At 41.4% G+C, this 24,889-nt stretch carries 26 protein-coding genes; 11 read left to right on the forward strand and 15 right to left on the reverse strand.

What is annotated here, in order from left to right; genetic code table 11:
- Positions 1–5 precede the first annotated feature (5 nt).
- Positions 6–479, forward strand: a complete 474-nt coding sequence (gene rlmH / locus PP181_RS11940; RefSeq protein WP_272637287.1) for a 23S rRNA (pseudouridine(1915)-N(3))-methyltransferase RlmH — start codon at positions 6–8, stop codon at positions 477–479.
- Between the two features lie 55 nt (positions 480–534).
- On the opposite strand, the gene serA is transcribed toward rlmH, so the two are convergent.
- The 5 genes from serA to PP181_RS11965 form a co-directional block, all read right to left on the reverse strand.
- Positions 535–2,427: a phosphoglycerate dehydrogenase gene (gene serA, locus PP181_RS11945; RefSeq protein ID WP_272637288.1), complete on the reverse strand. Its 1,893-nt coding sequence runs from the start codon at positions 2,425–2,427 to the stop codon at positions 535–537.
- A gap of 154 nt (positions 2,428–2,581) precedes the next feature.
- On the reverse strand, positions 2,582–3,367 hold the full coding sequence (locus PP181_RS11950; protein ID WP_154918974.1) for an alpha/beta fold hydrolase: 786 nt from the start codon (positions 3,365–3,367) through the stop codon (positions 2,582–2,584).
- Positions 3,368–3,373: 6 nt separating this feature from the next.
- Positions 3,374–4,075: a DUF3307 domain-containing protein gene (locus tag PP181_RS11955; RefSeq protein ID WP_272637289.1), complete on the reverse strand. Its 702-nt coding sequence runs from the start codon at positions 4,073–4,075 to the stop codon at positions 3,374–3,376.
- A gap of 2 nt (positions 4,076–4,077) precedes the next feature.
- Positions 4,078–4,683, reverse strand: coding sequence for a SatD family protein (locus PP181_RS11960; RefSeq protein WP_272637290.1), 606 nt, complete (start codon positions 4,681–4,683; stop codon positions 4,078–4,080).
- A gap of 91 nt (positions 4,684–4,774) precedes the next feature.
- Positions 4,775–5,227, reverse strand: coding sequence for a methyltransferase family protein (locus PP181_RS11965; protein ID WP_272637291.1), 453 nt, complete (start codon positions 5,225–5,227; stop codon positions 4,775–4,777).
- Positions 5,228–5,290: 63 nt separating this feature from the next.
- Between PP181_RS11965 and PP181_RS11970 the strand changes: the two genes are divergently transcribed.
- From PP181_RS11970 to PP181_RS11990, 5 genes are all read left to right on the forward strand, one after another.
- The gene (locus PP181_RS11970) at positions 5,291–5,878 is read left to right on the forward strand and encodes a non-canonical purine NTP diphosphatase (protein ID WP_272637292.1); all 588 of its coding nucleotides are present in this window, start codon (positions 5,291–5,293) and stop codon (positions 5,876–5,878) included.
- Complete coding sequence (locus PP181_RS11975) at positions 5,865–6,509, forward strand: DUF4337 domain-containing protein (RefSeq protein ID WP_272637293.1); 645 nt, start codon at positions 5,865–5,867, stop codon at positions 6,507–6,509. Before PP181_RS11970 ends, PP181_RS11975 begins: the two co-directional genes overlap by 14 nt.
- A 161-nt stretch (positions 6,510–6,670) precedes the next feature.
- Positions 6,671–8,464: a DEAD/DEAH box helicase gene (locus PP181_RS11980; RefSeq protein ID WP_272637294.1), complete on the forward strand. Its 1,794-nt coding sequence runs from the start codon at positions 6,671–6,673 to the stop codon at positions 8,462–8,464.
- A gap of 78 nt (positions 8,465–8,542) precedes the next feature.
- Entirely contained in the window at positions 8,543–9,313 is a 771-nt protein-coding gene (locus PP181_RS11985; RefSeq protein WP_138258936.1) for a carboxypeptidase-like regulatory domain-containing protein, read from the forward strand.
- Between the two features lie 51 nt (positions 9,314–9,364).
- Positions 9,365–11,053: an alpha-amylase family glycosyl hydrolase gene (locus PP181_RS11990; RefSeq protein ID WP_272637295.1), complete on the forward strand. Its 1,689-nt coding sequence runs from the start codon at positions 9,365–9,367 to the stop codon at positions 11,051–11,053.
- A 146-nt stretch (positions 11,054–11,199) separates the two neighbouring features.
- Here the strand turns inward: PP181_RS11990 and PP181_RS11995 are convergent, their stop codons facing one another.
- Together PP181_RS11995 and PP181_RS12000 are read right to left on the reverse strand one after the other, a co-directional pair.
- Positions 11,200–11,727, reverse strand: a complete 528-nt coding sequence (locus PP181_RS11995; RefSeq protein WP_272637296.1) for an SRPBCC family protein — start codon at positions 11,725–11,727, stop codon at positions 11,200–11,202.
- Between the two features lie 44 nt (positions 11,728–11,771).
- The gene (locus PP181_RS12000; protein ID WP_272637297.1) at positions 11,772–12,428 is read right to left on the reverse strand and encodes a TrmH family RNA methyltransferase; all 657 of its coding nucleotides are present in this window, start codon (positions 12,426–12,428) and stop codon (positions 11,772–11,774) included.
- A 45-nt stretch (positions 12,429–12,473) separates the two neighbouring features.
- On the opposite strand from PP181_RS12000, the gene PP181_RS12005 reads away from it, so the two are divergent.
- A complete protein-coding gene (locus PP181_RS12005) occupies positions 12,474–13,166 on the forward strand; it encodes an SIR2 family NAD-dependent protein deacylase (protein WP_272637298.1) in 693 nt (230 codons plus the stop codon).
- Here PP181_RS12005 and PP181_RS12010 read toward each other — a convergent pair.
- On the reverse strand, positions 13,129–13,602 hold the full coding sequence (locus PP181_RS12010; RefSeq protein ID WP_154918950.1) for a heme-binding domain-containing protein: 474 nt from the start codon (positions 13,600–13,602) through the stop codon (positions 13,129–13,131). The genes PP181_RS12005 and PP181_RS12010 overlap by 38 nt on opposite strands.
- A gap of 129 nt (positions 13,603–13,731) precedes the next feature.
- Between PP181_RS12010 and PP181_RS12015 the strand changes: the two genes are divergently transcribed.
- Positions 13,732–14,292 (forward strand): adenylosuccinate lyase, encoded by a 561-nt coding sequence (locus PP181_RS12015; protein WP_272637299.1) that lies wholly within the window; start codon positions 13,732–13,734, stop codon positions 14,290–14,292.
- A gap of 118 nt (positions 14,293–14,410) precedes the next feature.
- The gene (gene purB, locus PP181_RS12020; RefSeq protein ID WP_272637300.1) at positions 14,411–15,754 is read left to right on the forward strand and encodes an adenylosuccinate lyase; all 1,344 of its coding nucleotides are present in this window, start codon (positions 14,411–14,413) and stop codon (positions 15,752–15,754) included.
- Positions 15,755–15,785: 31 nt separating this feature from the next.
- On the opposite strand, the gene PP181_RS12025 is transcribed toward purB, so the two are convergent.
- The 6 genes from PP181_RS12025 to PP181_RS12050 all read right to left on the reverse strand — a co-directional run bounded on the left by PP181_RS12025 (position 15,786) and on the right by PP181_RS12050 (position 19,656).
- Positions 15,786–16,589, reverse strand: a complete 804-nt coding sequence (locus tag PP181_RS12025; RefSeq protein ID WP_272637301.1) for a mechanosensitive ion channel family protein — start codon at positions 16,587–16,589, stop codon at positions 15,786–15,788.
- Between the two features lie 156 nt (positions 16,590–16,745).
- The gene (locus PP181_RS12030; RefSeq protein WP_272637302.1) at positions 16,746–17,285 is read right to left on the reverse strand and encodes a DUF4252 domain-containing protein; all 540 of its coding nucleotides are present in this window, start codon (positions 17,283–17,285) and stop codon (positions 16,746–16,748) included.
- Positions 17,286–17,378: 93 nt separating this feature from the next.
- Complete coding sequence (locus PP181_RS12035; protein WP_138258945.1) at positions 17,379–17,924, reverse strand: DUF4252 domain-containing protein; 546 nt, start codon at positions 17,922–17,924, stop codon at positions 17,379–17,381.
- Between the two features lie 69 nt (positions 17,925–17,993).
- Positions 17,994–18,548 carry a DUF4252 domain-containing protein gene (locus PP181_RS12040; RefSeq protein WP_138258946.1) on the reverse strand — a complete coding sequence of 185 codons (555 nt, stop codon included), beginning with the start codon at positions 18,546–18,548 and terminating at the stop codon, positions 17,994–17,996.
- Positions 18,549–18,707: 159 nt separating this feature from the next.
- On the reverse strand, positions 18,708–19,157 hold the full coding sequence (locus PP181_RS12045) for a hypothetical protein (RefSeq protein WP_138258947.1): 450 nt from the start codon (positions 19,155–19,157) through the stop codon (positions 18,708–18,710).
- Positions 19,144–19,656: an RNA polymerase sigma factor gene (locus PP181_RS12050; protein ID WP_138258948.1), complete on the reverse strand. Its 513-nt coding sequence runs from the start codon at positions 19,654–19,656 to the stop codon at positions 19,144–19,146. The genes PP181_RS12045 and PP181_RS12050 overlap by 14 nt, the downstream gene beginning before the upstream one ends.
- A gap of 208 nt (positions 19,657–19,864) precedes the next feature.
- On the opposite strand from PP181_RS12050, the gene PP181_RS12055 reads away from it, so the two are divergent.
- Together PP181_RS12055 and PP181_RS12060 are read left to right on the forward strand one after the other, a co-directional pair.
- Positions 19,865–21,391 carry a S41 family peptidase gene (locus PP181_RS12055; RefSeq protein ID WP_272637303.1) on the forward strand — a complete coding sequence of 509 codons (1,527 nt, stop codon included), beginning with the start codon at positions 19,865–19,867 and terminating at the stop codon, positions 21,389–21,391.
- A gap of 22 nt (positions 21,392–21,413) precedes the next feature.
- Positions 21,414–22,886, forward strand: coding sequence for a S41 family peptidase (locus PP181_RS12060; RefSeq protein WP_272637304.1), 1,473 nt, complete (start codon positions 21,414–21,416; stop codon positions 22,884–22,886).
- 50 nt (positions 22,887–22,936) lie between these two features.
- Here the strand turns inward: PP181_RS12060 and PP181_RS12065 are convergent, their stop codons facing one another.
- A complete protein-coding gene (locus PP181_RS12065; RefSeq protein WP_272637305.1) occupies positions 22,937–24,835 on the reverse strand; it encodes a TonB-dependent receptor plug domain-containing protein in 1,899 nt (632 codons plus the stop codon).
- Positions 24,836–24,889: the final 54 nt, after the last annotated feature.

The following is a 24,889-nucleotide window of genomic DNA, read 5'->3' on the forward strand; positions in this document are numbered from 1 at the left end:
GAAATATGACGATAAAACTGTTGGCCATTGGTAAAACGGATAGCAAGGAACTGCAAAAGCTCATCTCTATGTATGAGCAACGGTTGGGCCATTACGTCAAGTTTGAATTGGAGATTATCCCCGACCTAAAAAAGACCAAAAACCTATCCGCCGAACAACAAAAAATCAAGGAGGGCGAGCTCATTTTTAAATCGCTCGCAAATACCGATATCCTGGTGCTTTTGGATGAAAATGGCAAACAATACTCCTCCTTGGAGTTTTCCGGTTACCTACAGAAAAAAATGAATTCCGGGTTGAAGCAGCTCGTCTTTTTGATTGGGGGGCCTTATGGGTTCAGCGAGGAAATATATAAAAAAGCATCGGGGAAAATCAGTCTTTCCAAAATGACCTTTTCCCATCAAATGGTGCGCGTGTTTTTTGTGGAACAACTATACAGGGCCTTCACGATTTTACGGAACGAGCCCTATCATCATCAGTAGCCTTTAACCTTTAGCCTTTAGCAAGGAAAATCTTTGAAAAGGATGGTCAAAAAAATTAATAAAGCACCCTGAACTTTATCGTGTTTTCGACCTTTTTCAAGGCCTTGATAACGTCCTTATTGTATTCCTTGTCCAAATCGGTAATTACATAGCCCACCTCACTATCGGTCGATAAATATTGGCTGGAAATATTAAGCTCATACTTGGCCAATACCTTATTGATTTTCGCCATAATTCCCGGAACGTTCTTATGGATATGAAGGAACCTGTGCGCGTTATTTTGCTTCGGCAAGCGGATATTGGGGAAATTCACGGCATCTACCGTGTTTCCAGAATTGATGTAATCCATAATTTTATTTGGAACAAACTCGGCGATATCCCTTTGGGCCTCTTCCGTACTTCCCCCTACATGCGGAGTCAAAATCACGTTTGGAAAACCTTGAAGTCTTGTTTTGAAATCCCCATTACTACTGGGTTCCTCAGGATATACATCCACAGCGGCACCGCCAATCTTCCCGCTTTCCAATCCATCCGCGAGGGCATCGATATCCACCACGAAACCTCTGGATAGGTTTATCAACATGGCTCCTCGCTTCATTTGGTTGATTTCGCGTTCCCCAATGAAATTTTTATTTGCCTTGTTGTCATCAACGTGCAGGGTAACCACGTCGGAGACATTCAACAAATCCTCCAAAGTGCTACATTTTACGGCGTTTCCAAGGGCCAATTGGTCGTTTACGTCATAGTAGTAGACCTTCATTCCCATCGCTTCGGCCAAAACGGAAAGCTGTTTTCCGATATTTCCATAACCCACAATACCCAAATTTTTGCCACGCACCTCCCTAGATCCTGCAGCCGTTTTTTGCCACTGCCCGTTGTGGATTTCAGAACTTCTTGCAAAGACGCTACGCATCAGCATAATAATTTCGCCGATGGCCAACTCCACAACAGACCGTGTATTGCTGTAAGGGGCATTGAAAACCACCACTCCTTTACGCTTGGCATACTCCAAGTCTATTTGGGTAGTACCGATGCAAAATGCGCCAACGACCAATAATTTCTCGGCGGCATCCAATACCTTTTCCGTCACCTGTGTCTTTGAACGGATACCCAATACATGGACATCCTTGATTTTTTCTACCAGTTCCTCTTCCGACAGGCTGTGCTTTAAAAGCTCCACAGAAAAGCCTTCGCTCGAAAGGCTTTCAAAAGCATCGGAATGGACATTCTCCAGTAATAGGATCTTAATTCTGTTCTTTGGGTAAGAGATATTTCTTGGCAAATCGTTCACAAATAAAAATTCATCTAAGTTAGGTGCAACATGGTCGGCATTTTTAGCGGCTTTCTCCCGGTGTACATTTTCTGTGTAGGCAAAAAATTTATGCGCTATCCCGGCCTCCCTCATTACGTAATCACTATAGCCATCACCAATGACCTGGACCTCACCGTCCAAATTCATTTGTTTTAGGCATTCTATTTTTCCGTTGTGCTGCGAGAGTACGTTTTTCTCATCGAACCCAACGATATTTCCCTGCTCATCAAACTTAAAGGTATTGGCATACACCCGGTTCGATGGTATATTGTATTCCTTGACAATGGGATCTATAAATTCCTTGAATCCGCAGGAAATCACATAGATATCATCTGAATATTTTTCAAAAAACTCCTTGTTGGCCGCTATGGACTTGGAAATCTTTTGCCGTAGCTCTTCCACCAATTTTTCAAGATCCTCCTTATTTGCGTCCAAAAGCTTTAAACGACGCTCCAGGGATTCCGTAAAGGAAATATCGCCGTCAATACCCAAATTGGTAATCCGTTGAATTTCGCTTACAATTTCCTCCCGGTTGGATTTTCCCTCCAAGGTCATTTCCGCCAGCACGTCCAGTGCCTCGACCCGAGTCAAGGTACTGTCGAAATCAAAAACATATTTTCTACCCGTTGCAACCATATTTTAAGCCCTTTCTAAGCTAAAAAGGAGTTCTTTGAATGTAGTGGCAAAATTAAAAATTAAATTGGTTGTTTGGTAGGGGCATCCAAAATTAAACAAAAAGGAAGCGGATTGAATTAATTGTAAAACTACAGCCGTCTTTGGCGATGGGTCTTTATCTCAAAAACCCAAGTATTTCATTGGAGAATTTTTGGGTTTTCAAGGTCCCGTTATGATCTCCGGGCACAATAGACAACTTGGAACTCTTGAACACCTTGCTCAGCGCTTCCGGATTTCCATTTTCAAAATCGGTATCCCCTGCTATCACCAAAATTTCGGTCGTTATTTTTCCAAGTTCTTCCTTGCTCGTGGAAGGTTGGTACTTTTGTTGCAAATGGAGCGACCTAAAATCGGCATTTATGGATTTTGCATAGTCTACCGCTCCTTGGGTCATTTCAGAAACTTCTCCATTAAAGGCGTTCGCGAAGGCCACTCTCCGATCCCAATTAGGGTTTGTAAAATCGATTCCCATTCCCCCTAAAACGGCCTTACTGATTCGTTCGTCTTCCGTTAGGAGCTCCGCCAAAACAACACTGCCCCTGGAATAGCCAATTGCAGCATAGTGCTGTATTTTTAAATGGTCCATCAGGAGGTTTAAATCCTGTACCTCAGCATTGTGCTGATAAAACTGCTCCTCCTGGGGTTTATCGGATTGCCCGCAGCCCCTTAAATCGGGAATAATGACTCTATAACCCTTTTCCAATAAATCCATTTTCAGTTTTGTGTTTTTCCAAGATTTGCCTGAGTTCAAAAATCCATGAATTAAAAGAACTGTCTCGCCAAATCCTTCATCGGTATAACTAATATTGGTTCCATCAAAGGATTGGAAAAAATTAGTTTGCGCGGAAAATTTTGAGATGCAAAGGACAAAAGCAAAAGATAGAAATAGGAAGTTTTTCATTTCAAATTAAGTATAACTTATATATAAGAGTCCCGTCAAAATCGCCAGTCCAAAACTGACCAAAGTACCTATCAGAATATATTCCGTAAGCTTTCTGCTGTTGCTTTCCTTTAAATCGTTGAACCTAAACACAGATTTTGCGGTAATCAAAAGTCCGATGGCTTCCCACCTACCTATGATGATAAAGGTAAGCACGAACAATCTTTCGATGATGCCTATATAGGTACCGGCATTGGGCAATGATTTATGGTCCGTATTTATTTGGTTGGACATACCCTCCAACAGCTTGCCCATAATAATGGCCGAAGGTGTTGTAACGAACACAATGGCCAATACCAAAGGCCAATCCAATCCCTGTATTAGTGCCATGGTCTGTTCGTGCAAATTTGTAAAATACACAAAAACATAAATGGTCAAAATATGGAGAATTTGATCCAGGAAAAACGGGATGCTTTTATTTTTAAAAAGTGGGTTTACGTATAACTTCGCCATATCAATGATAAGATGGCCCATGGATAAAAAAAGGGCGATCCACCACTTTTGAAAATCCCAAAGAAATAGCATGTAGAGCATAAAGTGGACAAGGACATGCAGATAAAGGAACTTGGAGGCCGCTTTATTGGCCTCTTTATGTATGACCCATTTGGTAGGTTGCAGCATAAAATCCCCAATGAGATGGGCCAATAACAATTTCACGAATAGCTGCATGGTCATACTTCTTTTATTGCCTGTTCATAATAGTTCAATAAATCCATGACCAGATCAAGTCGGGCGCGTTTTAACCGTTGACTTACTGCGGATTGTTTTATGCCTAATTTTTTGGCGATTTCCTTTTGGGAAGCCTTTGGGTCCTCCAAGACCAAGGCCATTATCTCTGCCGATACCACACTCCAGCTGTCCATGAAATCCAGCGCCAATTGCAGCATTAAATTGAGGGTCCTGTCATAAAATTCGTTTCCCGTGGCGATACTTAAATTCACCTTTCCATCCTTAATGGATTCCAATTTGCGGCCCGAACGTTGATAGGCCGGACCGTTGGATTCGCTGACCCCCGAACCTATATACGTTTCCAGCCCGATACCAATTCCCATTCGGACATCCAGGTCCTTCACGGATTTTATTAGGGCTTTAATGTGTATGGCGGTCAACAAGGCATTATCCTTGGTGACCTTTAGTTGAAACTCGTCTCCTCTATAAATTTCCCAGTTCATGGGCGATGGCCCAAAACGTGTAAAATATGTTTTGAGAATGTCTATCCATTCAGAGGATTGATGCCCTTCGGAGTTAATGATATCACCCGTGATAATCGCTATCATACTATATTATTTAAAAAGCTAATATATTAAATTATAAGCTAAATAGATAATATTTATGCATATTAATTATTACGATAATCAAAAGGGGATATTAAAACCACCTTCGCGTAGCGATTTGGTAGGATTTGAATTCCTTTCCAAACCTATCAAGTAGAATCCGTTCTTCAGGGACAATCTGAAACCGATTCATATACGCCACAAAACCGGCAGCGACCAGTGTATTAAAAGCATTTCCCAGGTAGAGCCCAAAACCTAGTAGAAACAATAACAGCGCTAGATACATAGGATTTCTGGAATATTTATACAGACCGGTAGTAACCAATTGGTTCACTTTTTCAGGGTGCATCGGGTCTAACGAAGTCTTTCTTTTAAAAAATTGGTAGACCGAAACCAAGCCTATGAATCCGGCCAAAACAACAAGGATTTTTGCAAGCAGGAAACGTCCAAAAAAATCGAAATAACCTACGGGCAAGAAAATGCCCAAGAGATACATGATCAATCCAAAACTTAAAAAAACCAATACAGGGGGCACTTTTAATTCCATTGGATAAAATTACTATTTTTGACGCTCTTTGCCCCATAAATTCAAGTGATTAAATACGGAGAAATGAAACTTGTTTTTGCCACGCACAACCATAACAAAGTAAAGGAAGTACAGCGATTACTACCTAAGGGTATAACCTTGGTTTCATTGAACGATTTGGGTATTACGGAGGATATTCCTGAAACCGAAAAGACCTTGGAAGGCAACGCAAAATTGAAATCGGATTACGTTTACAAAAACTACAATTTATCCTGTTTCGCGGATGATACAGGCCTATTAGTGGACGCTCTTAACGGCGAGCCTGGTGTCTATTCCGCCAGATACGCAGGAATACAAAACGATGCGCATGCCAATATGGACAAGCTATTGAAAAACCTTGCGGACAAAGACAATCGTTCCGCACATTTCAAGACCGTAATATCCTTGAACCTGGCAGGAACGACACAATTTTTCGAGGGTGTTGTTGAAGGGGAAATCACCACTTCTAAAAAAGGCGATAAGGGATTTGGCTACGACCCCATATTTAGACCCAATGGATATGACCAAACCTTTGCGGAACTTCCGTTGGATATAAAAAACGAAATAAGCCACCGGGGAAAGGCCTTTTCAAAACTCATTACCTATTTAAACGACCACCATGTTACAGACTAAAAAAAATACGGATACGGTTGAAGTTTCGGTAGCATCAGAAAGAGCGGAAGCCGTTGGAGGCGTACTGATTGCCTTTTTTGCGGCCTTGATGGCCATATCCCAAATGATCAACGGGGAACTGGAAGAGGAAATGATGATCGCCCACAATAAAGTGGTGAACTACTCCAGCTGGTACCAATCCAAAAGCATCAAGGAAAGCCTAAAGGAAAGTGAACTGGACAATCTACAGGCCCTGTTGGAAACCGGCATCGTACAAGAGGAAAATATTGGAAGCATACAGGTAAAAATCGCTAACGTAGAAAAGCAAATAAAAAAGTACGCATCGGAAAAAACGGAAGTTTTAGTAGGCTCGGCAAACATTCCACAAGAAGAATGGGCCCAAGACCTGGATGGAGAAATGGGCAAAATCGTGGGAATCAACGAATGGGAAGCGCTGGCGGAGGAATACGACTTTGCGACCAAAAAATTCGATCTGGGTATGCTTTTTTTCCAAATAAGCATTGTACTTGGAGCGGTCTGTATTATAATTTACGACAATCCATTGCTGCAAAAAACCTTTATCATCTGCATGGTCGTTTCCGGTATCATTGGTATTCTGCTATCTGTTTATGGCTATACTTTGGCCCCCTGAGCGTACCTAAAGATTTATTATTGCATTTCATTAATTCGCAGTACCTTTGCCGCTTTAAATAACGCCGCTAGTATAGCATGTGTTGCGCCGAGTCTAAATAGGTTATATAGGATAATCCCTCTAAGCAGCATTCTTATTTGCGATTAAGTATATAACGTTTTATGACAAAGTTTGAAGCATTGGGACTTGAAAAGTCCCTATTGGATGCTGTCTCGGATTTGGGTTTTGAGTCCCCTTCCGAAGTACAGGAAAAAGCAATCCCTATTTTATTGGAAAGCGAAACGGACCTTGTGGCTTTAGCCCAAACAGGTACCGGCAAAACGGCCGCTTTCGGGTTTCCCCTAATTCAGAAAATAGACAGTAATAGCAGGACAACCCAAGGCTTGATCTTATCGCCTACCCGGGAATTGTGCCTACAGATTACCAATGAATTACAACTCTATTCCAAATATGAAAGGAATATAAGCGTAGTCGCCATTTATGGTGGTGCAAGCATTACGGAACAAGCGAAACAGATTAAAAGAGGCGCCCAAATTGTGGTAGCAACGCCTGGCCGAATGAAGGATATGATCAGCAGAGGTCTGGTAGACATCACAAAAATCGATTATTGTGTTTTGGACGAGGCCGATGAAATGCTCAATATGGGCTTCTTTGAGGATATCCAGGACATTCTTTCCAACACGCCAGATGACAAATCCACTTGGTTGTTTTCTGCCACCATGCCAAAAGAAGTTGCGATTATCGCCAAAAAGTTCATGCACGCGCCCCAGGAGATTACAGTGGGTACCAAAAATTCGGGCGCGGCAACCGTTCAGCACGAATATTATGTGGTAAGTGGCAGGGACCGCTATCCGGCCTTGAAAAGATTGGCGGATACCAATCCCGATATATTTTCGGTAGTTTTCTGCCGCACCAAAAGAGATACCCAAAAAGTGGCGGAAAAATTGATCGAGGACGGCTATAATGCCGGTGCATTGCACGGCGACCTGAGCCAAAACCAACGTGATTTGGTGATGAACGCCTTCCGGAAAAAACAGATCCAGATGTTGGTCGCTACCGATGTGGCCGCCAGGGGTATCGATGTGGACGACATCACCCACGTAATAAACTACCAACTACCCGATGAGATAGAGACTTACACACATAGAAGTGGTAGGACAGGAAGGGCCGGAAAATCGGGTATTTCCATGGTCATCGTTACCCGTAGCGAACTCAGGAAGATAAAATCCATCGAAAATATCATCAAACAGGAATTTATCCAGAAGGATATTCCCACCGGCATGGAAATCTGTGAGATCCAATTGTACCACTTGGCAAACAAAATCAAGGAAACAAAGATTAATAATGAAGTGGACCCCTTCTTGCCGGCCATCAATGACGTGCTCAAAGGAATAGATCGCGATGAACTTATCAAAAAAATCGTTTCCGTAGAGTTTACCAGGTTCTATAATTACTACAACAAGACCAAGGATTTGAACGCTTCACAAACCGGTTCCCAAGAATCGGGAAGGGCGCAGTCTTCTTTCAGCGGTAATGGTTCGGTCCGATATTTTATCAACGTAGGGGAAAGGGACGGTTACGATTGGATGTCGTTAAAGGATTTTCTTCGGGATACCGTCGGACTTGGCAAAGATGATATCTATAAGGTCGATGTAAAGGACAGTTTCTCTTTTTTTAATACCGATGCCGAAGTCACCGAACAAATATTGGCTACCTTCAATGAATTTAAGGTGGACGGACGCTTCGTGAATGTTGAAATCTCCAACAACCCCGGTGGTGGCGGTGGCAGTGGCGGAGGAAAGCGTCGCGGAAAAGGGAGCAAAGACAAGAAAAAACATAGAAAAGGCTCCAAAAATGAGGACAAGGGCCGTTCCAAAGTCAGGGACCGAAGCCAGGGTAAAAGTCCCAACTCCGGTAACCGACGCAGCAGAAAGAAAAAGGGCGATTTCTTTTAGTTAATTGTATATTAAAAAATACGCTTAGGCGTATTTTTTTATTTTGTTTGTACCTTTAAAGTTTGAGGAAACAGGTTTATGCGCATTTTTTTTCTAGGAGTATGTTGTTTTTTTAGCCTATTTGGACTTGCCCAAGAGGACGCTGAAACAAATACCGTAAAGGCCATTGTTAAAAATGCCCAGACCGATGAACCCATGGAAAGCGTGCATGTTGTCAACCTGAACCAAGTCGTGGGTACCATTACCAACGAACAGGGGGAGTTTTCCATTACCGCAGCCGTCAATGATACCTTGTATTTCACCTATTTGGGATTTAAGTCCCAAAAAATCAGGGTCACCAATGACATGTTCAGGTTTGGGAATACGGAAATTGCCCTAACGGAATTGGCCTATGCCTTGGAAGAGGTCATTGTACGGCCGTACCAACTTACCGGGTATTTGGAAATAGATGTCAAGAACCTGCCGATAAACAACGCATATCAGTATAGTATATCCGGACTTTCCGTGGGCTACGAAGGTGGAAACAAAAACCCGAGTGCCGTCACCAAGGTTTTGGGGGCCATTTTAAATCCCGCCGATTTATTGCGAAATCTTTTTGGTAAAAGACCCAACCAGATGCGGAAGCTCAGGCAAATGAAAGAGGATGACAAAATACGGGATTTGTTGGCCTCTAAGTTTGACCGGGAAACATTGACGGAGCTTTTACAACTGGACAAAATGGATATTCAGGACATCCTTAATAACTGTAACTACTCCCAATCCTTTATCACTACGGCCAATGATCTTCAAATCCTGGATGCCATTAGTAGCTGCTATGAAGAATACAAGGTCCTAAATAGGAAAAAATAAATTTTAGCCTTCCATCTGCATTTTATAGCTTTAACCAAACTCAAAATGCACATGAAATATTCCAGTATTATACTGTTTTTTTCGCTGGTATTAAGTCTCTCCTGTAAGCCTAAAAAAACAGAAACTGCCCAAGATACAACTATATCAAAAGATAGTATATCCAAAAAAAATATTCCATTTGCCTGGGAGGGAGCAAACGTCTACTTCCTATTGATAGATAGATTCAACAATGCAAATCCGGATAATGACGTGAATTTTGAGCGGGATAATGCCACCGGAAAGCTAAGAGGTTTTATGGGAGGTGATATTCAAGGGATTACTGCAAAAATAGAGGAAGGATACTTTGACGAACTAGGTGTAAACGCCATTTGGTTTACACCGGTCGTTGAGCAGATTCATGGCGATACGGATGAGGGCACTGGAAACACCTATGGATACCATGGATATTGGGCCAAGGATTGGACGGCCTTGGACCCGAATTTTGGAACGAAACAGGAATTGGCCCATCTGGTAAAAACGGCGCACGACCACGGCATACGTATCTTGATGGATGTTGTGCTAAACCACACGGGTCCCGTTACGGAAGAAGATCCGGTTTGGCCAGAGGAGTGGGTCATCACGGAACCCACCTGTGAATTCACCAATTATGAAAACACAACGAATTGTACCTTGGTGAACAATTTACCCGATGTAAAAACCCTTTCCGATGCTTCCGTTGAATTACCGGACCAACTCTTGGCCAAGTGGAAGATCGAAGGGAGATTAAGTACGGAGCTGGACGAACTTCAATTGTTTTTTGAGAGAACGGGATATCCAAGGGCCCCTCGCTTCTATATCATAAAGTGGTTAACGGATTATATCCATGAACTGGGTATTGATGGTTTTAGGGTAGATACGGTCAAACATGTGAACGAAAATGCTTGGGCAGAGTTATATAAAGAGGCATCCTATGCCTTTGAAACGTGGAAGCGAAAACACCCGGAAGACGTTTTGGACGATACGCCTTTCTATATGGTAGGGGAAGTCTATGGATACGGTATTTCCGGTGGCAGGGAATATGACTTCGGCGATAAAAAAGTGGATTATTTTGATAATGGTTTTACAAGCCTTATCAATTTTGAACTGAAAAACGATGCCTCTATGGAGTATGACTCCATATTTTCCAAATATAGCCGACTATTGCGGACCAAGTTAAAAGGAAAAAGTGTGATGAACTATCTGACCTCGCACGATGATGGAAGTCCCTTCGACAAAGAACGAAAAGAGCCAAAAAGAGCGGCCAATGTCTTGCTGCTTACTCCGGGCGCTTCCCAAATTTATTATGGGGACGAATCCGCCAGGAATTTGGTCATCGATAGTACACAGGGGGATGCCACCCTACGCTCTTTTATGAATTGGGAAGAACTGGACTCCCTTCCAAATACAAAGGATATTCTTGAGCATTGGAGAAAATTGGGGTCGTTCAGAAGAAACCATTTAGCTATTGGTGCCGGAAGACACCGTAGATTATCCCATTCGCCCTATACCTTTGGAAGGACCTATATGAACGGTGATATTAAGGACAAGGTAGTGGTTGCCTTGGATTTACCGGATGGTAAAAAGTCGATCTGGGTAAAAGGTTTCTTTGGCGACGGTACAAAACTGTTCGATACCTATTCCCAAACCGAGGTTACCGTAGAAGATGGCAAAGTTGTTTTGGATAACGACTATGATATAGCACTACTTGAATTGGTCAAATAAGCTACCTCGGTGCAAGCCCACTAGGCATTCTATATAAACGAACTTTTAATTTTGAGGCCTGCCCGACAAGCATTCAGGCTGGCAAGCCTCGGGGTATTATAGCCTTTGTTGGTGCCAATAAATAGGGCAATATACCCCATTTTATTTTATTGTTCCAATTTTGACTTTAAGGTCCTAAGTCCCTCTTCAAAGTCCTTTCCTACCATTTTGTCCATACTCATGAACAGCATTAGGATACTAAATGGAAAGGCACTTTTTCCCTTAAATCCCCAGGTAACTTTACTTTTACCGGGTGATTGTTCTTCAAGGATAAGATAACAGTCGGATTGTGATTTCATGGGCTTGAGAAAACGAAGCTCCCCTTCTGCCCTTTCCCCTTCTATAATTTGGGTGATTTCCTGTTCCCCTTCCCCAACGTCCTTGTTACCGTTCCAATAACTTACAGCGCCTACTTCTCCATCAACGCCTGTAAGTTTGGTATCCATATTAGGGTCCTTCCGTGCCCATGGGGACCATTCACGCTGTTTTTCCAAAAATTTTAAATAAGGCCAAATTCTCTCTTTTGTGCCATTTATTTCAACACTTCTTGAAACATCATAGGTTTTTGGTGCAATTGCGGCGAGAAAAATAATTAAAACGATTATGGCCGCCAGGATATATACTACTATAGTCATTTGTTTATCAATTAGTTGGTTATCCTTCCAAGTTAAACAAAAAACTACTTGGTTCGGTAAAATCTGTTCAGAATGTCCTCGATACTTCTAATGGATTTTTTGGTCCAGTCCAGTCTTTTTTCCAGTATTTCGGCATCGGTCAATTGCCAAGGCAAATCGCTCTGTCTAAGTTTTGCGGTTAAATCCTGCAAAATAATTGCGGCAGAAACCGAAATATTGAGGCTTTCGGTAAAACCAACCATGGGGACTTTCAAGAACATATCGGCCTTTTCCATCACCTCTTGGCTTAGTCCTTCCTTTTCAGTACCAAAGAATAATGCGATGGGTGCCTCCAGTTTGAAGTCGGTCAACAAGGAACTATCCGCATGCGGACTCGTTGCAACGATTTTATATCCCTGTTCCCTTAAAACGGAAATAGCCTCTGTAACGGAAGTATATCGATGGATATCCACCCATTGTTGCGCCCCCATGGCAATTTTCTTGTCAAGCCTTTTACCAAACCTACCTTCTATCAAATGTGCTTTTTGCACCCCGAAGGACTCACAGCTCCTAATTACGGCACTCGTATTGTGCATCTGATAAACATCCTCAATGGCCACCGAAATAAAATTGGTTCGGTTTTTAAGAATCGATAAAAAACGCTGCTTTCGTTCTACGGAAATAAAACCCTCTAAATAGTGTAAAAGTTCTTTGTCTCCCATAAAACCAAGATAATAAAATCTATATTTTTGAATTAAACTGAAGGTATGAAGAACATTGTTGTCTTAACGGGTGCCGGAATAAGTGCCGAAAGCGGATTAAAGACTTTTAGGGATGCGGACGGATTATGGGAAGGACATGATGTGATGGAAGTGGCAACTCCGCAAGCATTCGACAGGAACCCTGAACTGGTCTTGGAATTTTATAATCAGCGGAGAAGACAGTTGTTGACCGTTGAACCCAATGAAGCCCATAAAGCCTTGGTCAAATTGGAAGTACATTATCAAGTCCACATAGTAACCCAAAATGTGGACGACCTTCATGAAAGGGCAGGAAGTTCCAAGGTGCTGCATTTACACGGAGAACTTTTAAAAGCCAGAAGTGTGAGGAACGAATTGGATATTGTGACCCGAAAAGAAGACATATTGGTAGGGGACCTTTGTAAAAATGGATATCAACTAAGACCCCATATTGTTTGGTTTGGGGAGTCGGTTCCTATGTTGGATTTCGCTATCGACATCACCCAAAAGGCCGATATTTTAATTATTATTGGAACCTCTATGCAGGTATATCCGGCGGCCAGTCTTATACATTTTATCAGCGAGGATACGCCTATTTATTTTATAGACCCAAAGCCTTCCATTCAAGAAAATGGGCAGAAACATCTCAATGTAATTCCCAAAACAGCCGTGGAAGGCGTCCCTACTTTGGTCGATTCCCTAATTGATAGAGCGACCTAGTATCTTTTGCCCACTTAACAACGGCCTCTATTTGGGCTTCCGTAAGTTTGGCCTCTTTATGGGTCCAAGTATATTCCTTTAAGGGCATGGACCTACGCTCCGTTTCCTCGTAAAGTTCTTCTAATTTATGATCCTTTTTTTTGTCCGAATATGTTTCCCATTCGGAGAAATTCAATTCGGATTTTCCTTCCTCAATATGATCTGCCAACCAAAAAGAAACAGGAGCGATATTATTGTACCACGGATACACTGTATTATTGCTATGACAATCAAAACAGGAATTTTGAAGGATGTCCCTAACCTCTTCGGGAGGGTTTGTTTCTCGTAGGAACATGGCGGTATCGTTTTCCTTAGAAAGGTTTTTTTCCGGTCTATAGAATTGAATGGCTATAAAAACCACCAATAATCCGATCAATATTTTTCTTATTAATTTCATGTGTTTAAATTTAGTTCATCCGTTTTTAAATTTTAAACTTTTTTTTGTTGGGAAGTATTTAGTTAGCCACCATAACTTCATTAGAGGAATTTGATTGTATGTATGCTTTTATTCTGTTTTTTTAAAACCATGAACCAACAAGAGCTTTACCAGTCCCTAAACTATGTGGACCATTCCAGGGATAAACGAACCGAAATGGCACAACGTGTTTTGGCGGACACAACACTAATAGCGCCCTTATTGGATATCATAAAACTAACAAAAGACCCTTTATCTTCCAAGGCTGCTTGGATCATGGAAGTAATAGCGCGTAAAAAACTGAACGCTATCGTTCCTTATCTAGATACATTTACGGAAGTTATCGGAACAGTGGAACAGGATTCCACCGTACGTCCTATTGCCAAGGTCTGTGAGTTATTGATGGAGCGTTATTTTTCAGGGAAGGATATTTACATCCTACAAAAAATAACAGAAGTACACCTTGAAAAAATCAGCACCGCCTGTTTTGATTGGCTCATTGGGGAACATAAAGTGGCCGCCAAGGCCTATTCCATGACTAGCCTTTTTTTATTGGGCTCCAAATACAAGTGGATACATCCCGAATTGAAATCGGTTTTAGAGCAAAATTATGCCAATGGAAGCGCCGCCTATCAGGCAAGGGCACGGATGGTACTAAAGAAACTTACATAAATTACCAGACAGACATACTTTTGAGGGAACTAAAAAGGCCCAATTTTAGATTAAAGAACAGTTTTAAACTCCTGTACTATTCGGTATCTTTGCAATTTTCATTTAAGAATCACATACTATGGCTCTGAACGTGCTGAATGCCATCTCCCCTATTGATGGCCGATACCGAAAAAAAGTTGAAAATCTGGCCCCTTATTTTTCCGAAGAGGCACTGATCAAATATAGGGTGAGGGTGGAAATAGATTATTTTATCGCGCTTTGCGAGCTGCCGTTGCCCCAGTTATCGGATTTTGACACCGCGAAGTATTCTGTCTTACGGGATATTTATAAAAATTTTGATGCTAAGGATGCGCTGGAAATCAAAGAGATTGAAAAAACGACCAATCATGACGTTAAGGCCGTTGAATATTTTATAAAGAACGTCTTCGATAAACTTGGACTATCAAACTACAAGGAGTTTATCCACTTCGGACTCACCTCGCAGGATATCAACAATACCGCTATTCCTCTTTCAATAAAAGAGGCCATAAACGATGTATACGTACCGGAATATCTCAATGTACTTAACAAGTTGGAAGAATTATCACAGGAATGGTCAGATGTCCCCATGTTGGCGAGAACACACGGTCAACCTGCGTCCCCTACCCGATTGGGAAAGGAAATAAAGGTCTTTGCCGTACGATTGAAGGAACAGTTCAACCTCTTGAACGATATACCCAGTGCCGCTAAATTTGGTGGTGCTACCGGAAATTACAATGCGCACAAGGTCGCGTACCCAAAAATCGATTGGAAGACATTTGGGCAACAGTTCGTCCAGGAAAAATTAGGGCTTCATCATTCGTTCCCAACCACGCAAATAGAGCATTACGACCATATGGCGGCCCTGTTCGATTCCTTAAAGAGGATCAATACCATAATCTTGGATTTGGACCGCGATTTTTGGACCTATGTTTCCATGGATTATTTCAAACAAAAAATAAAGGCCGGGGAAGTAGGTTCTTCCGCAATGCCCCATAAAGTAAACCCGATCGATTTTGAGAATTCTGAAGGAAATCTGGGCATTGCCAATGCACTTTTTGAACATTTATCGGCAAAGTTACCTGTATCCCGTTTGCAACGCGATTTAACCGATAGTACAGTTTTAAGGAATGTAGGTGTGCCCTTTGCCCATACCATCATTGCATTTCTTTCCACCTTAAAAGGCCTGAACAAATTATTGCTGAACAAGGAAAAATTCGAGCAGGACCTTGAAAATAATTGGCCGGTGGTAGCGGAAGCAATACAGACCATCTTAAGAAGGGAAGGCTACCCCAATCCGTACGAGGCACTTAAGGGACTTACCAGAACCAATGAAAAAATCAATCAGGCTTCAATTGCATCATTCATTGATACTTTGGATGTTTCGGAAGAAATAAGGAACGAACTAAAACGGATTACCCCAAGTAATTATACGGGGATTTAAAAATGGGCCGATCGTATCGGCCCATTTTTTGTTATTTATTGATCTGCACTTCGTGCGGATACGGTATTTCGATTCCAGCCTTATCCAGGGCTTCCTTGGTCCCTTCAATGGTCGCAAAATAAACATCCCAGTAATCTTCTGGTTTGCAATAGGGCCTAACGGCCAAATTTACGGAACTATCCGCCAATTCCTCAACGTTTACACTAGGCGCGGGATCCTCTAAAACCTTTGGGTTTGCTTTGAGCATCTCTAACAAGACTTCTTTTGTCTTTTTAATGTTTGATCCATAATCGACCCCAACAACGGTATCTACACGCATCGTACCCTCGGCGGTATAGTTGATGATATTTCCATTGGCCAAGGCCCCATTAGGCACGATTGCCAGTTTATTTTGTGGGGTTATGAGTTTGGTGGTAAAAATTTCAATTTCCTTTACGGAACCCAAAACTCCCTGCGCTTCTATCAAATCCCCAATCTTATAGGGTTTAAAAATCATGATAAGTACACCGCCAGCAAAATTGGACAACGACCCCTGTAAGGCAAGACCCACCGCCAAACCTGCAGCAGCAATTACCGCGGCCAAGCTGGTAGTTTCCACCCCCAAAGTAGATATCACGGTAATTATCAAGAAAATCTTGAGTGCCCACGAAATTAGGTTCACGAGGAATTTTTGCAGGGACTCATCATACGTACCCTTTGCGAACATTTTTCGCACGGCCTTTATTATTTTTTTGATTACCCAAGCACCGACAATGTAGATTAAAATGGCTTTAAGAAGGGGAACTCCATAGGTCTCTACATAACCCATGATAGCTTCCATAGATAAATTTTCCATACTAGTTTTTGGTTTAGTGGTTAATATTCCTTTTTCATTATGACCCCAATATAAGCAGAAGGTCACAATTAATGTTTTGAAGAGCAACTAGTTAAAAACAGAAAGACCCGTTAAAGCCTTGGCTAGACGGGTCTTTATCCTTTAAAAATGTTTGATTTATCCTTTAAGGAAATCGCCCAGAGCACCAAGGCCTTCACCTTTGTAATCCGACTTCTGTACTGCTTGTAAAAGCTGTACAAAATGCGCCGGATTCATATCATTTCCCAAAACCCTGATTAGGGCAAAACCTTTTTCATCATTGTCTCCATAGATGATTACCTCATCAATGGCATCGTCCTCGCCCAGATACCTTACGGTAGCTCTTCCAAAGTCCGTATTCATCTTCATCAACTCCGTGTAAATGTTGTTTGAGAGAATGGCCTTTACCTGTTTTTTTTCAACTTCGTATTGTGGCGTATTCGCATCGGTCTTCTTGAAGGCCAGTATATTTAATTTTTTAAGTGAGGTCAAAGCCGTCTTTTGGGATTCCGTTAAATCGGCCTCATCCAGCTTAAGTATGCTGGTGGGTACATCCAAATGAAGAAAATTTGGATTCTCTGTATTGTCAATGTAATATTCCTGTAAGCTCTGGGTCGAGGAGCAAGCGCTAATAACGATTGCCAGTACTATCACCGTAATGTTTCTTATTCGTTTCAAACCTATCGATTTTAATTATTAAATTCAATTTTATGAAACTGGGAAAAGGTGAACTAAATAGTCCACCTTCTACTAGTTTTTAAAATACCGGATTTATCTTCTGCCACCCGCCTTGTTCAAATCCTTGGGAAGGTCCATTTTATTGGTAAGTGAACCAATTTTATTCAGGTCGATATCTCCCGTAAGACTTACCAAAACCGTTTCCAGCTTTCGTCCATTATGTCCAATCTCCACATTTTCCATTCCAGAAACGAACATAAGCAATTCCGTTACGTGGTTTTCGTTCTTACCATTTTTTACATAGAACTTAACGTTAACGTCCTTATCCTTTACGCGCATCAATTCCTCTAGTTTGGAGCTTTTTAGATATTGCTTCACGGTTTTGGACATATCCAATGAAACGCCTTCGTCCTCGGTCATAAAGACCTTTACTCCCTGAAGCCCTTTAGCGACCTCAACAAACTCCTTTGCTTCTTCGTCGTCATCCAATGCCCCAATTTTGGAAACCAAATCGATCATGCCTTTGTTTACGATGACCGAACCTACATGGTCCATATCCTCGTATTTGTCAAAAATGGACTGTGAAAAACCCAATGACGGTAAAATGGCTACTAATACTACTACTGCTAATTTTCTCATGACTGTTGTTTTTTGTCCCGATGGCAATCGGGAGATTAATGATTAATGATTGATGATATTTATTTGATATTAATTACTTTTTTTGCTGGCCTTGCCCAATTGGTCTCCACCTGGCAGATCCATTTTATCGGTAAGTTTTGAAACCGACCTGAGATTGATATCCCCTGTCAAGGAAAGCAAAACCGTTTCCAATTTTTTCCCGTTGATGTCTATATCCATATCCTTTATACCGGTCACGAACATCAACAATTCCTTTACATGGTCATCGTCCTTTCCTTCCTTTACATAGAACTTTACATTGCTGTCACCGTCCCGTACACGCATAAGCTCTTCAAAAGTTGAACTCTTCAATCTATTTGCTACCCAGCTATCCACATCCTTGGAAATAGCAGCATCGTCCGTGGTGATTACCTTAAAACTGGTAATGGAGTTAACAAGTTCAAAAAATTCCTTGGCTTCTGGATCATCTGAGTTTACACTCATTTTCCCAAGCATCTGGAACATTTTTGGCTGCATGGCCACAAAGGTGACCTTGTCATTGTCCTCGTACTTGTCAAAAATATCCTGGGCAGTGGTAAAAAAAGGCGCCAAGACCAAGATTCCTATAAATAATAGCTTTTTCATCTGTTTATTTTTATTGTTTTTAATAGGTCATATGCAATTCGCCAATAACTATCTCAGTGGGTATAAAGAATTGTTATGGCTCATTTCATATTTTTTTGTTTAATCATTTTATTTGTTAAAACTTAAGCTAATTGGTTTAAAAATTTATCCGTATCGTTACTACTCTTTCGTTAAGAATTTATTCGTATTCTTTTGAAATTCCTCCAAGTGGTACAGTTGCTCCGTTCCCTTGTTAAAATTTATCGCCAATAAGGCCAGGGCTTCCTGTGCAGAGGCTATTTCCTCTGGTGTAAACTCTTCTGCCAAGGTTACAGGCTTGGGCGTTGAATTATAAAAATATACCCCTATGGTAAAAACAGCCACCGCAGCCACGGATACCCATTTATACAAAGTTCGGAAACTTCCTTTGGGCGTTTTGGTCAATGCCAATTTTTTTGTGTAACGCTCTTCCTTGGCAACCGCAAAATATTGGAACATTGGTGCATATTGCTCTAAATGTGCAGGTATGTCTTCCCTTGAAAAATAGTCCCTTAGGCTTTCCTCCTCGGCAACGGTAGTGGTAGCATCAAAATACTTTTCCACCAATTTTTCCACTTTATCCAATTCCATAACTATGTTTTTGTATTAATCTTTCCCTAACTGTTTTTCTGGCCCTTGAAAGTGCGACACGAACTGCGGTCGGTTTCATTCCCAAAAGCTCCTCTATTTCCTCATATTCGTATTGTTCCACATCCCTCAATTGAAGTACCATCTTTTGTTGTTCCGGCAATTCATCCATTATCTTTTCAACCCAACTTAGACTATCCCTCGCCTCTACCTGTTTTTGAAGGGAAGTGCTTCCCTCATCCCCGTAATTGCTATGTACCAGTTTCAAATTGCTAGCCTGTTTTGATTTCAATCGGTCCAAACAAAAATTCTTGGTCATGGTCATGGCGAATGCCTCTACGTTATTATAGGATTCAATCGACTTCTTCTTGGTCCATAATTTCAGCAAAATCTCCTGTGTGGCATCTTCGGCTTCCTCACTGGATACCAATAGTCGCTTTGCCAAACGGTATAACTTATCCTTAAAGGGCATAACCACATTTAAAAACTCAGCTTGTTTCATTTTAGGTTTTGTTGCTCAAAATACCTTGTTAAGGCATTCTATAGGGAAGACGACAATCAACGATTTTTGTTACAATTAATTTTTTATTCGGGCTTGTGTAAGTAAATTTAACATCTATATCTATGGATTTTACGTAACTATAAAAAATGCTAAAGGAACATTAACTCCGCAATTGGTATGGAAATTGCTGCGTTATAATAAAATTGCTATGAAAAAATACATTTTGTTTTTATTGTTTGTTGGGATACTTACAGAATCCTGTAAAAAAAATGACGACGCTCCGGTCATTGAAGAAGAACAGGAAGAAATAGTTGAAGAGGAAGTAGTTGAAGAGGAAATCGATATACAGGTACAGAATTTCATGTGGCAGACATTGAATGCCTATTATTTTTGGCAAGCCGATGTTCCCGTATTAGCGGATAACCGATTTTCCACCCAAGTTGAATACGAATCTTATTTAAGGTCACATCCCAATCCCGAAAACTTCTTATTGAATGAGCTTCTTTTTTCCGAGGATCGCTTTACCTTTTACAGTGATGATTATAAGGAACTAACGAATTTTCTTTCTGGAATTTCCAAAAGTAACGGTCTTGAATTCGGACTTTCCAGAATTGGTAGTTCCGATGATGTCTTTGGATTTGTGGAATATGTCATCAAAGATTCCGATGCTTCTACAAAGGACATCAAAAGGGGCGATTTCTTTATTGGCGTTAATGGAACCGAACTTACTGTAAACAACTATATCGATTTATTGTTTGGAGAAAACGATACCTATACGCTTAATATGGCAACTATCGAAAACAATACCATCAGTCCAAACGGTAAGGAGGTAACATTAACCAAACAAGAGGGTTTGGTGGAAGACCCAATTTTAGTAAACTCAGTTCTCAATATTGGGGATAAGAGAATTGGCTATTTAATGTATAATTCCTTCACGCCAGGCTCCGGAGAAGCTTTGAACAATGTTTTTGCCGATTTTAAAGGTCAAAATGTAACGGATCTTGTTTTGGATTTGAGGTATAATTCCGGCGGTAGGGGAACAACGGCACAAATCCTGGCAAGTCTTATCTATGGCACCAATACAAGCGACTTGATTTTTAGGACAAGGTACAATGATAAAGTCCAAGCCTTATTTGAGCCTGGAGAACTGGATAATAATTTTGTCGCTACTACGGGAACTGCCAATGGAAATTCGAATGCTGCCTTGAATACGTTGAACTTGAACACCGTATACATATTGGCGACGGATGCATCCGCTTCGGCAAGTGAATTGGTCATGGTAGGTTTGGAACCTTACATGAACGTAATACACATAGGTACTACCACTGTTGGTAAAAACCAAGGCTCCATAACTTTTGTGGATGATCCAGAAAATGGAAACTTTTATGATTCTGAACGTGAGGACCAAATCAACCCGGAAAATCAATGGGGATTACAGCCCATAGTTAGCAGAGTAGAAAATAGTGCCGGTTTTTCGGATTATGCGGATGGATTGGTCCCGGATATTGAATTGGAAGAGGATGTCACCAACTTGGGTACTTTAGGGGACGTCAACGAACCTTTGTTGGCAAGGGCCATTCAAGAAATTACGGGCATTAGTGCCAAAAGAAGTTTTGAAGTAAACATGCCTGTAAATCTAGTTTCCAGTTCCAAACTGTATGATGAACGCAATATGGCCTTAATCCTCAATGGTTTGAACGTTGGTTCTAAAAACATCTTGAAGGAAATAAAATAAGCTATACCGAGTTCTACCTAGTATGAGTATCAAAAGTCTTTTGCCCCTAGTTTTTGTCCTAGCCGTTTTTTCCTGTTCCAAGGACGATGAATTATCCGTTCCAAAAACAGTAGATCCGCTGCCATCTTCCAATGTTCCCGTCCAGAACTTTATGTGGAAAGCCATGAATTTCTGGTACTTCTGGCAAGCCGATGTCCCAGATTTGGCGGATAACCGTTTTCAAGATTCTGAAAGTTATACGGAGTTTTTACAATCCGTGGAGGAGCCCGGGGCCTTTTTCGATAGTAAATTGCTTTATATAGAGGACAGGTTCAGCTTTTATAATTCTGATTATAGGGAACTGACCAATTCCTTGGCCGGGATTTCCAGAAGCAATGGGCTTGAATTTGGACTGGTAAGAAAAGTCAATAGTGAAGAGGTTTTTGGTTATGTTCGATATATAATACCAAATTCCGATGCGGCTACCAAGGATATTGAACGTGGCGATCTGTTTACCGGTGTCAATGGTACCACCTTGACCATCAATAATTTCCAAAATTTACTTTTTGGTGCCAATAACACGTATGTACTGAACATGGCCGATTTTTCGAACGGGGATGTCATACAGAATGAAAGGGAAGTTTCCCTTACCAAGGAGGAAGCTTTGGCGGAAAATCCGGTTTTCATTTCAAAATCCTTTGAAGTAAACGGCATTACCATAGGGTATCTCATGTACAACCAATTTACAAACGAGTACGATGATGACCTCTATGATGCAGTTTTGGGACTCAAGAATCTAGGTATTACGGAATTGATTGTTGACCTACGCTACAATCCAGGCGGGTCCGTTAATACCACTAGAATACTGGCCAGTATGATCTATGATACCAATACGGACAATCTATTCCTGCGAAAGCGCTACAATAATAAAATCCAGGACCAATTATCTGAAAGTCAGCTAGAGGTCTATTTTACGGATAGGTTGGGTAGCAAAACCATAGAACCATTGGGACTTAACAAATTGTACGTGCTAACTTCGGCGAGTTCTGCTTCTGCCAGTGAATTGCTCATCAATAGTCTGGAACCTTACATTGATGTCGTAATCATTGGAGATGTCACCCGTGGGAAAAATGAATTCTCCACAACGCTTGTGGACGACCGTGAAAATTCCTACCTCTATACACCCTCCAGGGTAAATAAAATAAATCCTGATAATCAATGGGCCATACAACCACTTTTAGGGAGAAATGAAAATGCGGATGGATTCTTTGATTATACGGATGGATTAGTACCAGATATCCAACTAAAAGAGGATTACGGCAATTTAGGCATTTTGGGGGACCTCAACGAACCACTGCTGGCTCGGGCTATCCAAGAAATTACAGGAGCTACGGGTAAAAGGGACTTTACGGTAGAAAACCCGATTGAGATATTCTCCAGTTCCAAAATGTACGGTCCGTTCAAGGACAAAATGATCGATGATACCCTATATGAATTGGATTTGTCCTTAAACTAATACCATTCCAAAAAATAGTAGGCGACCTTAACGGTCGCCATTTTTGTAAACTATAGTGACAATCGCATCCCTATCCTAAAATTTCGCCCTCTAGTCGTATAGTTTAATAGTTCCACATAATCCTCATTAAGTACATTATCCAAGGAGGCAGACAATTGCACATGTTCACTGATTCGATGTTGGGCGGTTACATTCAAAAGTCCATAAGCAGCTAAATTCACATCCATAAACGTGTTGAAATCGGTGTCCAGTCGTTCGGACAGGTGTTGGTAGTTTACCGAAACATAGGTTCCCTGGTTAAAAGTATATCCAAGTTGGGCGTTCCATTTATGCTTGGGTAGACGTAAGGTAATATCGGTACTCAAATTGGTAAACGTATAATTGGCGTTTAATTGCAAATCGTTTAACAACACCGCGGAAACTTCCACTTCTACCCCATCAACCCTATTCGTTCCTTTACTGTTCTGATACCGACTTTCAAAGGTATCCGGGTCAATCACTACATACTCGATTCTTTCCTTTTCCAACCGATTAAAATAAACGGTATTGAACCTAAAATTCTTTGAAAGTCTTATTTCCATACCACCCTCCAACGTCGAGTTTTCTTCCGGGCGCAAATCGGTATTGGCACCAAAAGGACCGTATAATTGGGACAAATTAGGGGCGATGTATGAAGTGGCAAAAGAACCCAAAAACTTCAAATAGCCCTGATCCCATTTAATACGATACGACGGATTTAGATTGTAGATCCAATGTGCGCCATACTCGTTGTGGTTGTTCCATCGGGCACCGGCGTTTACGTTCAAACCAAAATCGCTCACATACACCAAATTGAAATACGGATCTAGGTTCCTGGAAGAAACCTTCTCCGTAAATACAGTCTTCCCCTTCACCAAGTTAAGACCCACAATGGTATAAAAGCGTTCGTTGAAGGTATACTTGTTGAATACATCCATAACAAAAGTTTCTGAATCGAAGGAATTGGGAAAATCCGATACAAATTCCCTTGTGATTTGATTGAAGGCTGTATTCAAATGCAAACTCCCCTTGGCGTAGGTGTAGGTATTTGCCAAACCGAATCGGGATTGTTCGCTATTAAAATGAAAATCGGCATCTTCAATAGGGAATCCATTATCATAGTCGGATCTCAATTTATTGTAGAAGGCCGATGCTTCCGAGTTAAGTTTTTTGGAAAAACGATATCCGACTTTAAAATTTCCATCGATCCTCGAAAAAACATCGGCTTTCTCTCCAAGGGCGGCGGAAAGTCCGTCCGTGAATTGATGTCCGCCAGAAGCCAAGAACGTTAGTTCCCTATTTTTCCCGGAAATGGTCACATTGTTGGAAATATCTGCAAGCGAATTGTTTCGATCAGTTTGGGACTGGTTCGTTCCCCAATTGGACACGACCTCCAGGTTCATTCCATCTTCATCAGATTGCTTTGTGGTAATATTGATGACGGCCGTGGCCGCTGAATTCCCATAAAGGGTACTGGCAGCACCCTTAACGATTTCAATATTTTCTATCTGTGAAAGATTCAGTAAGCGCAGGTCATACTCCGCATTTACATTGGAAGGGTCCGATACCTGGATGCCATCTATGATCACCAACACCTGTCGATTGTTGCCGCCCCTGGCGAATACGGAAATATTTTGACCGGCAAAACTTCGGGTTCCATTAATCTCCAGTCCACTTTTGGTGTTGATGACTTCGGCAACGGTACGGCCTTGGTTCCTTTCTAGTTCGGCCGCCGAAATTTTAATGACCGTTTTTCCCGAGTTTTCCCGTTTTAAGGAAAAACGAGAATCGCTTACGACTACTTCGTCCAAAACGTGTAATTGAACGGAGTCTTTGTTCCCTTGATCAATGCCAAGGGCCTGCCCATCTTGGGCAATCGCCTTGGTGCACAGCAACGCCATGGCACCAAAACCTACCAAATTTTTGTACATTCTTTAATCTCTTGTTCGAGCGAATAGTATGTCTGTCCCCATACGTAAACCTTT

This window comes from Maribacter sp. PR66 (assembly GCF_028464205.1).
GTDB classification, from domain to species: Bacteria; Bacteroidota; Bacteroidia; order Flavobacteriales; family Flavobacteriaceae; genus Maribacter; species Maribacter flavus.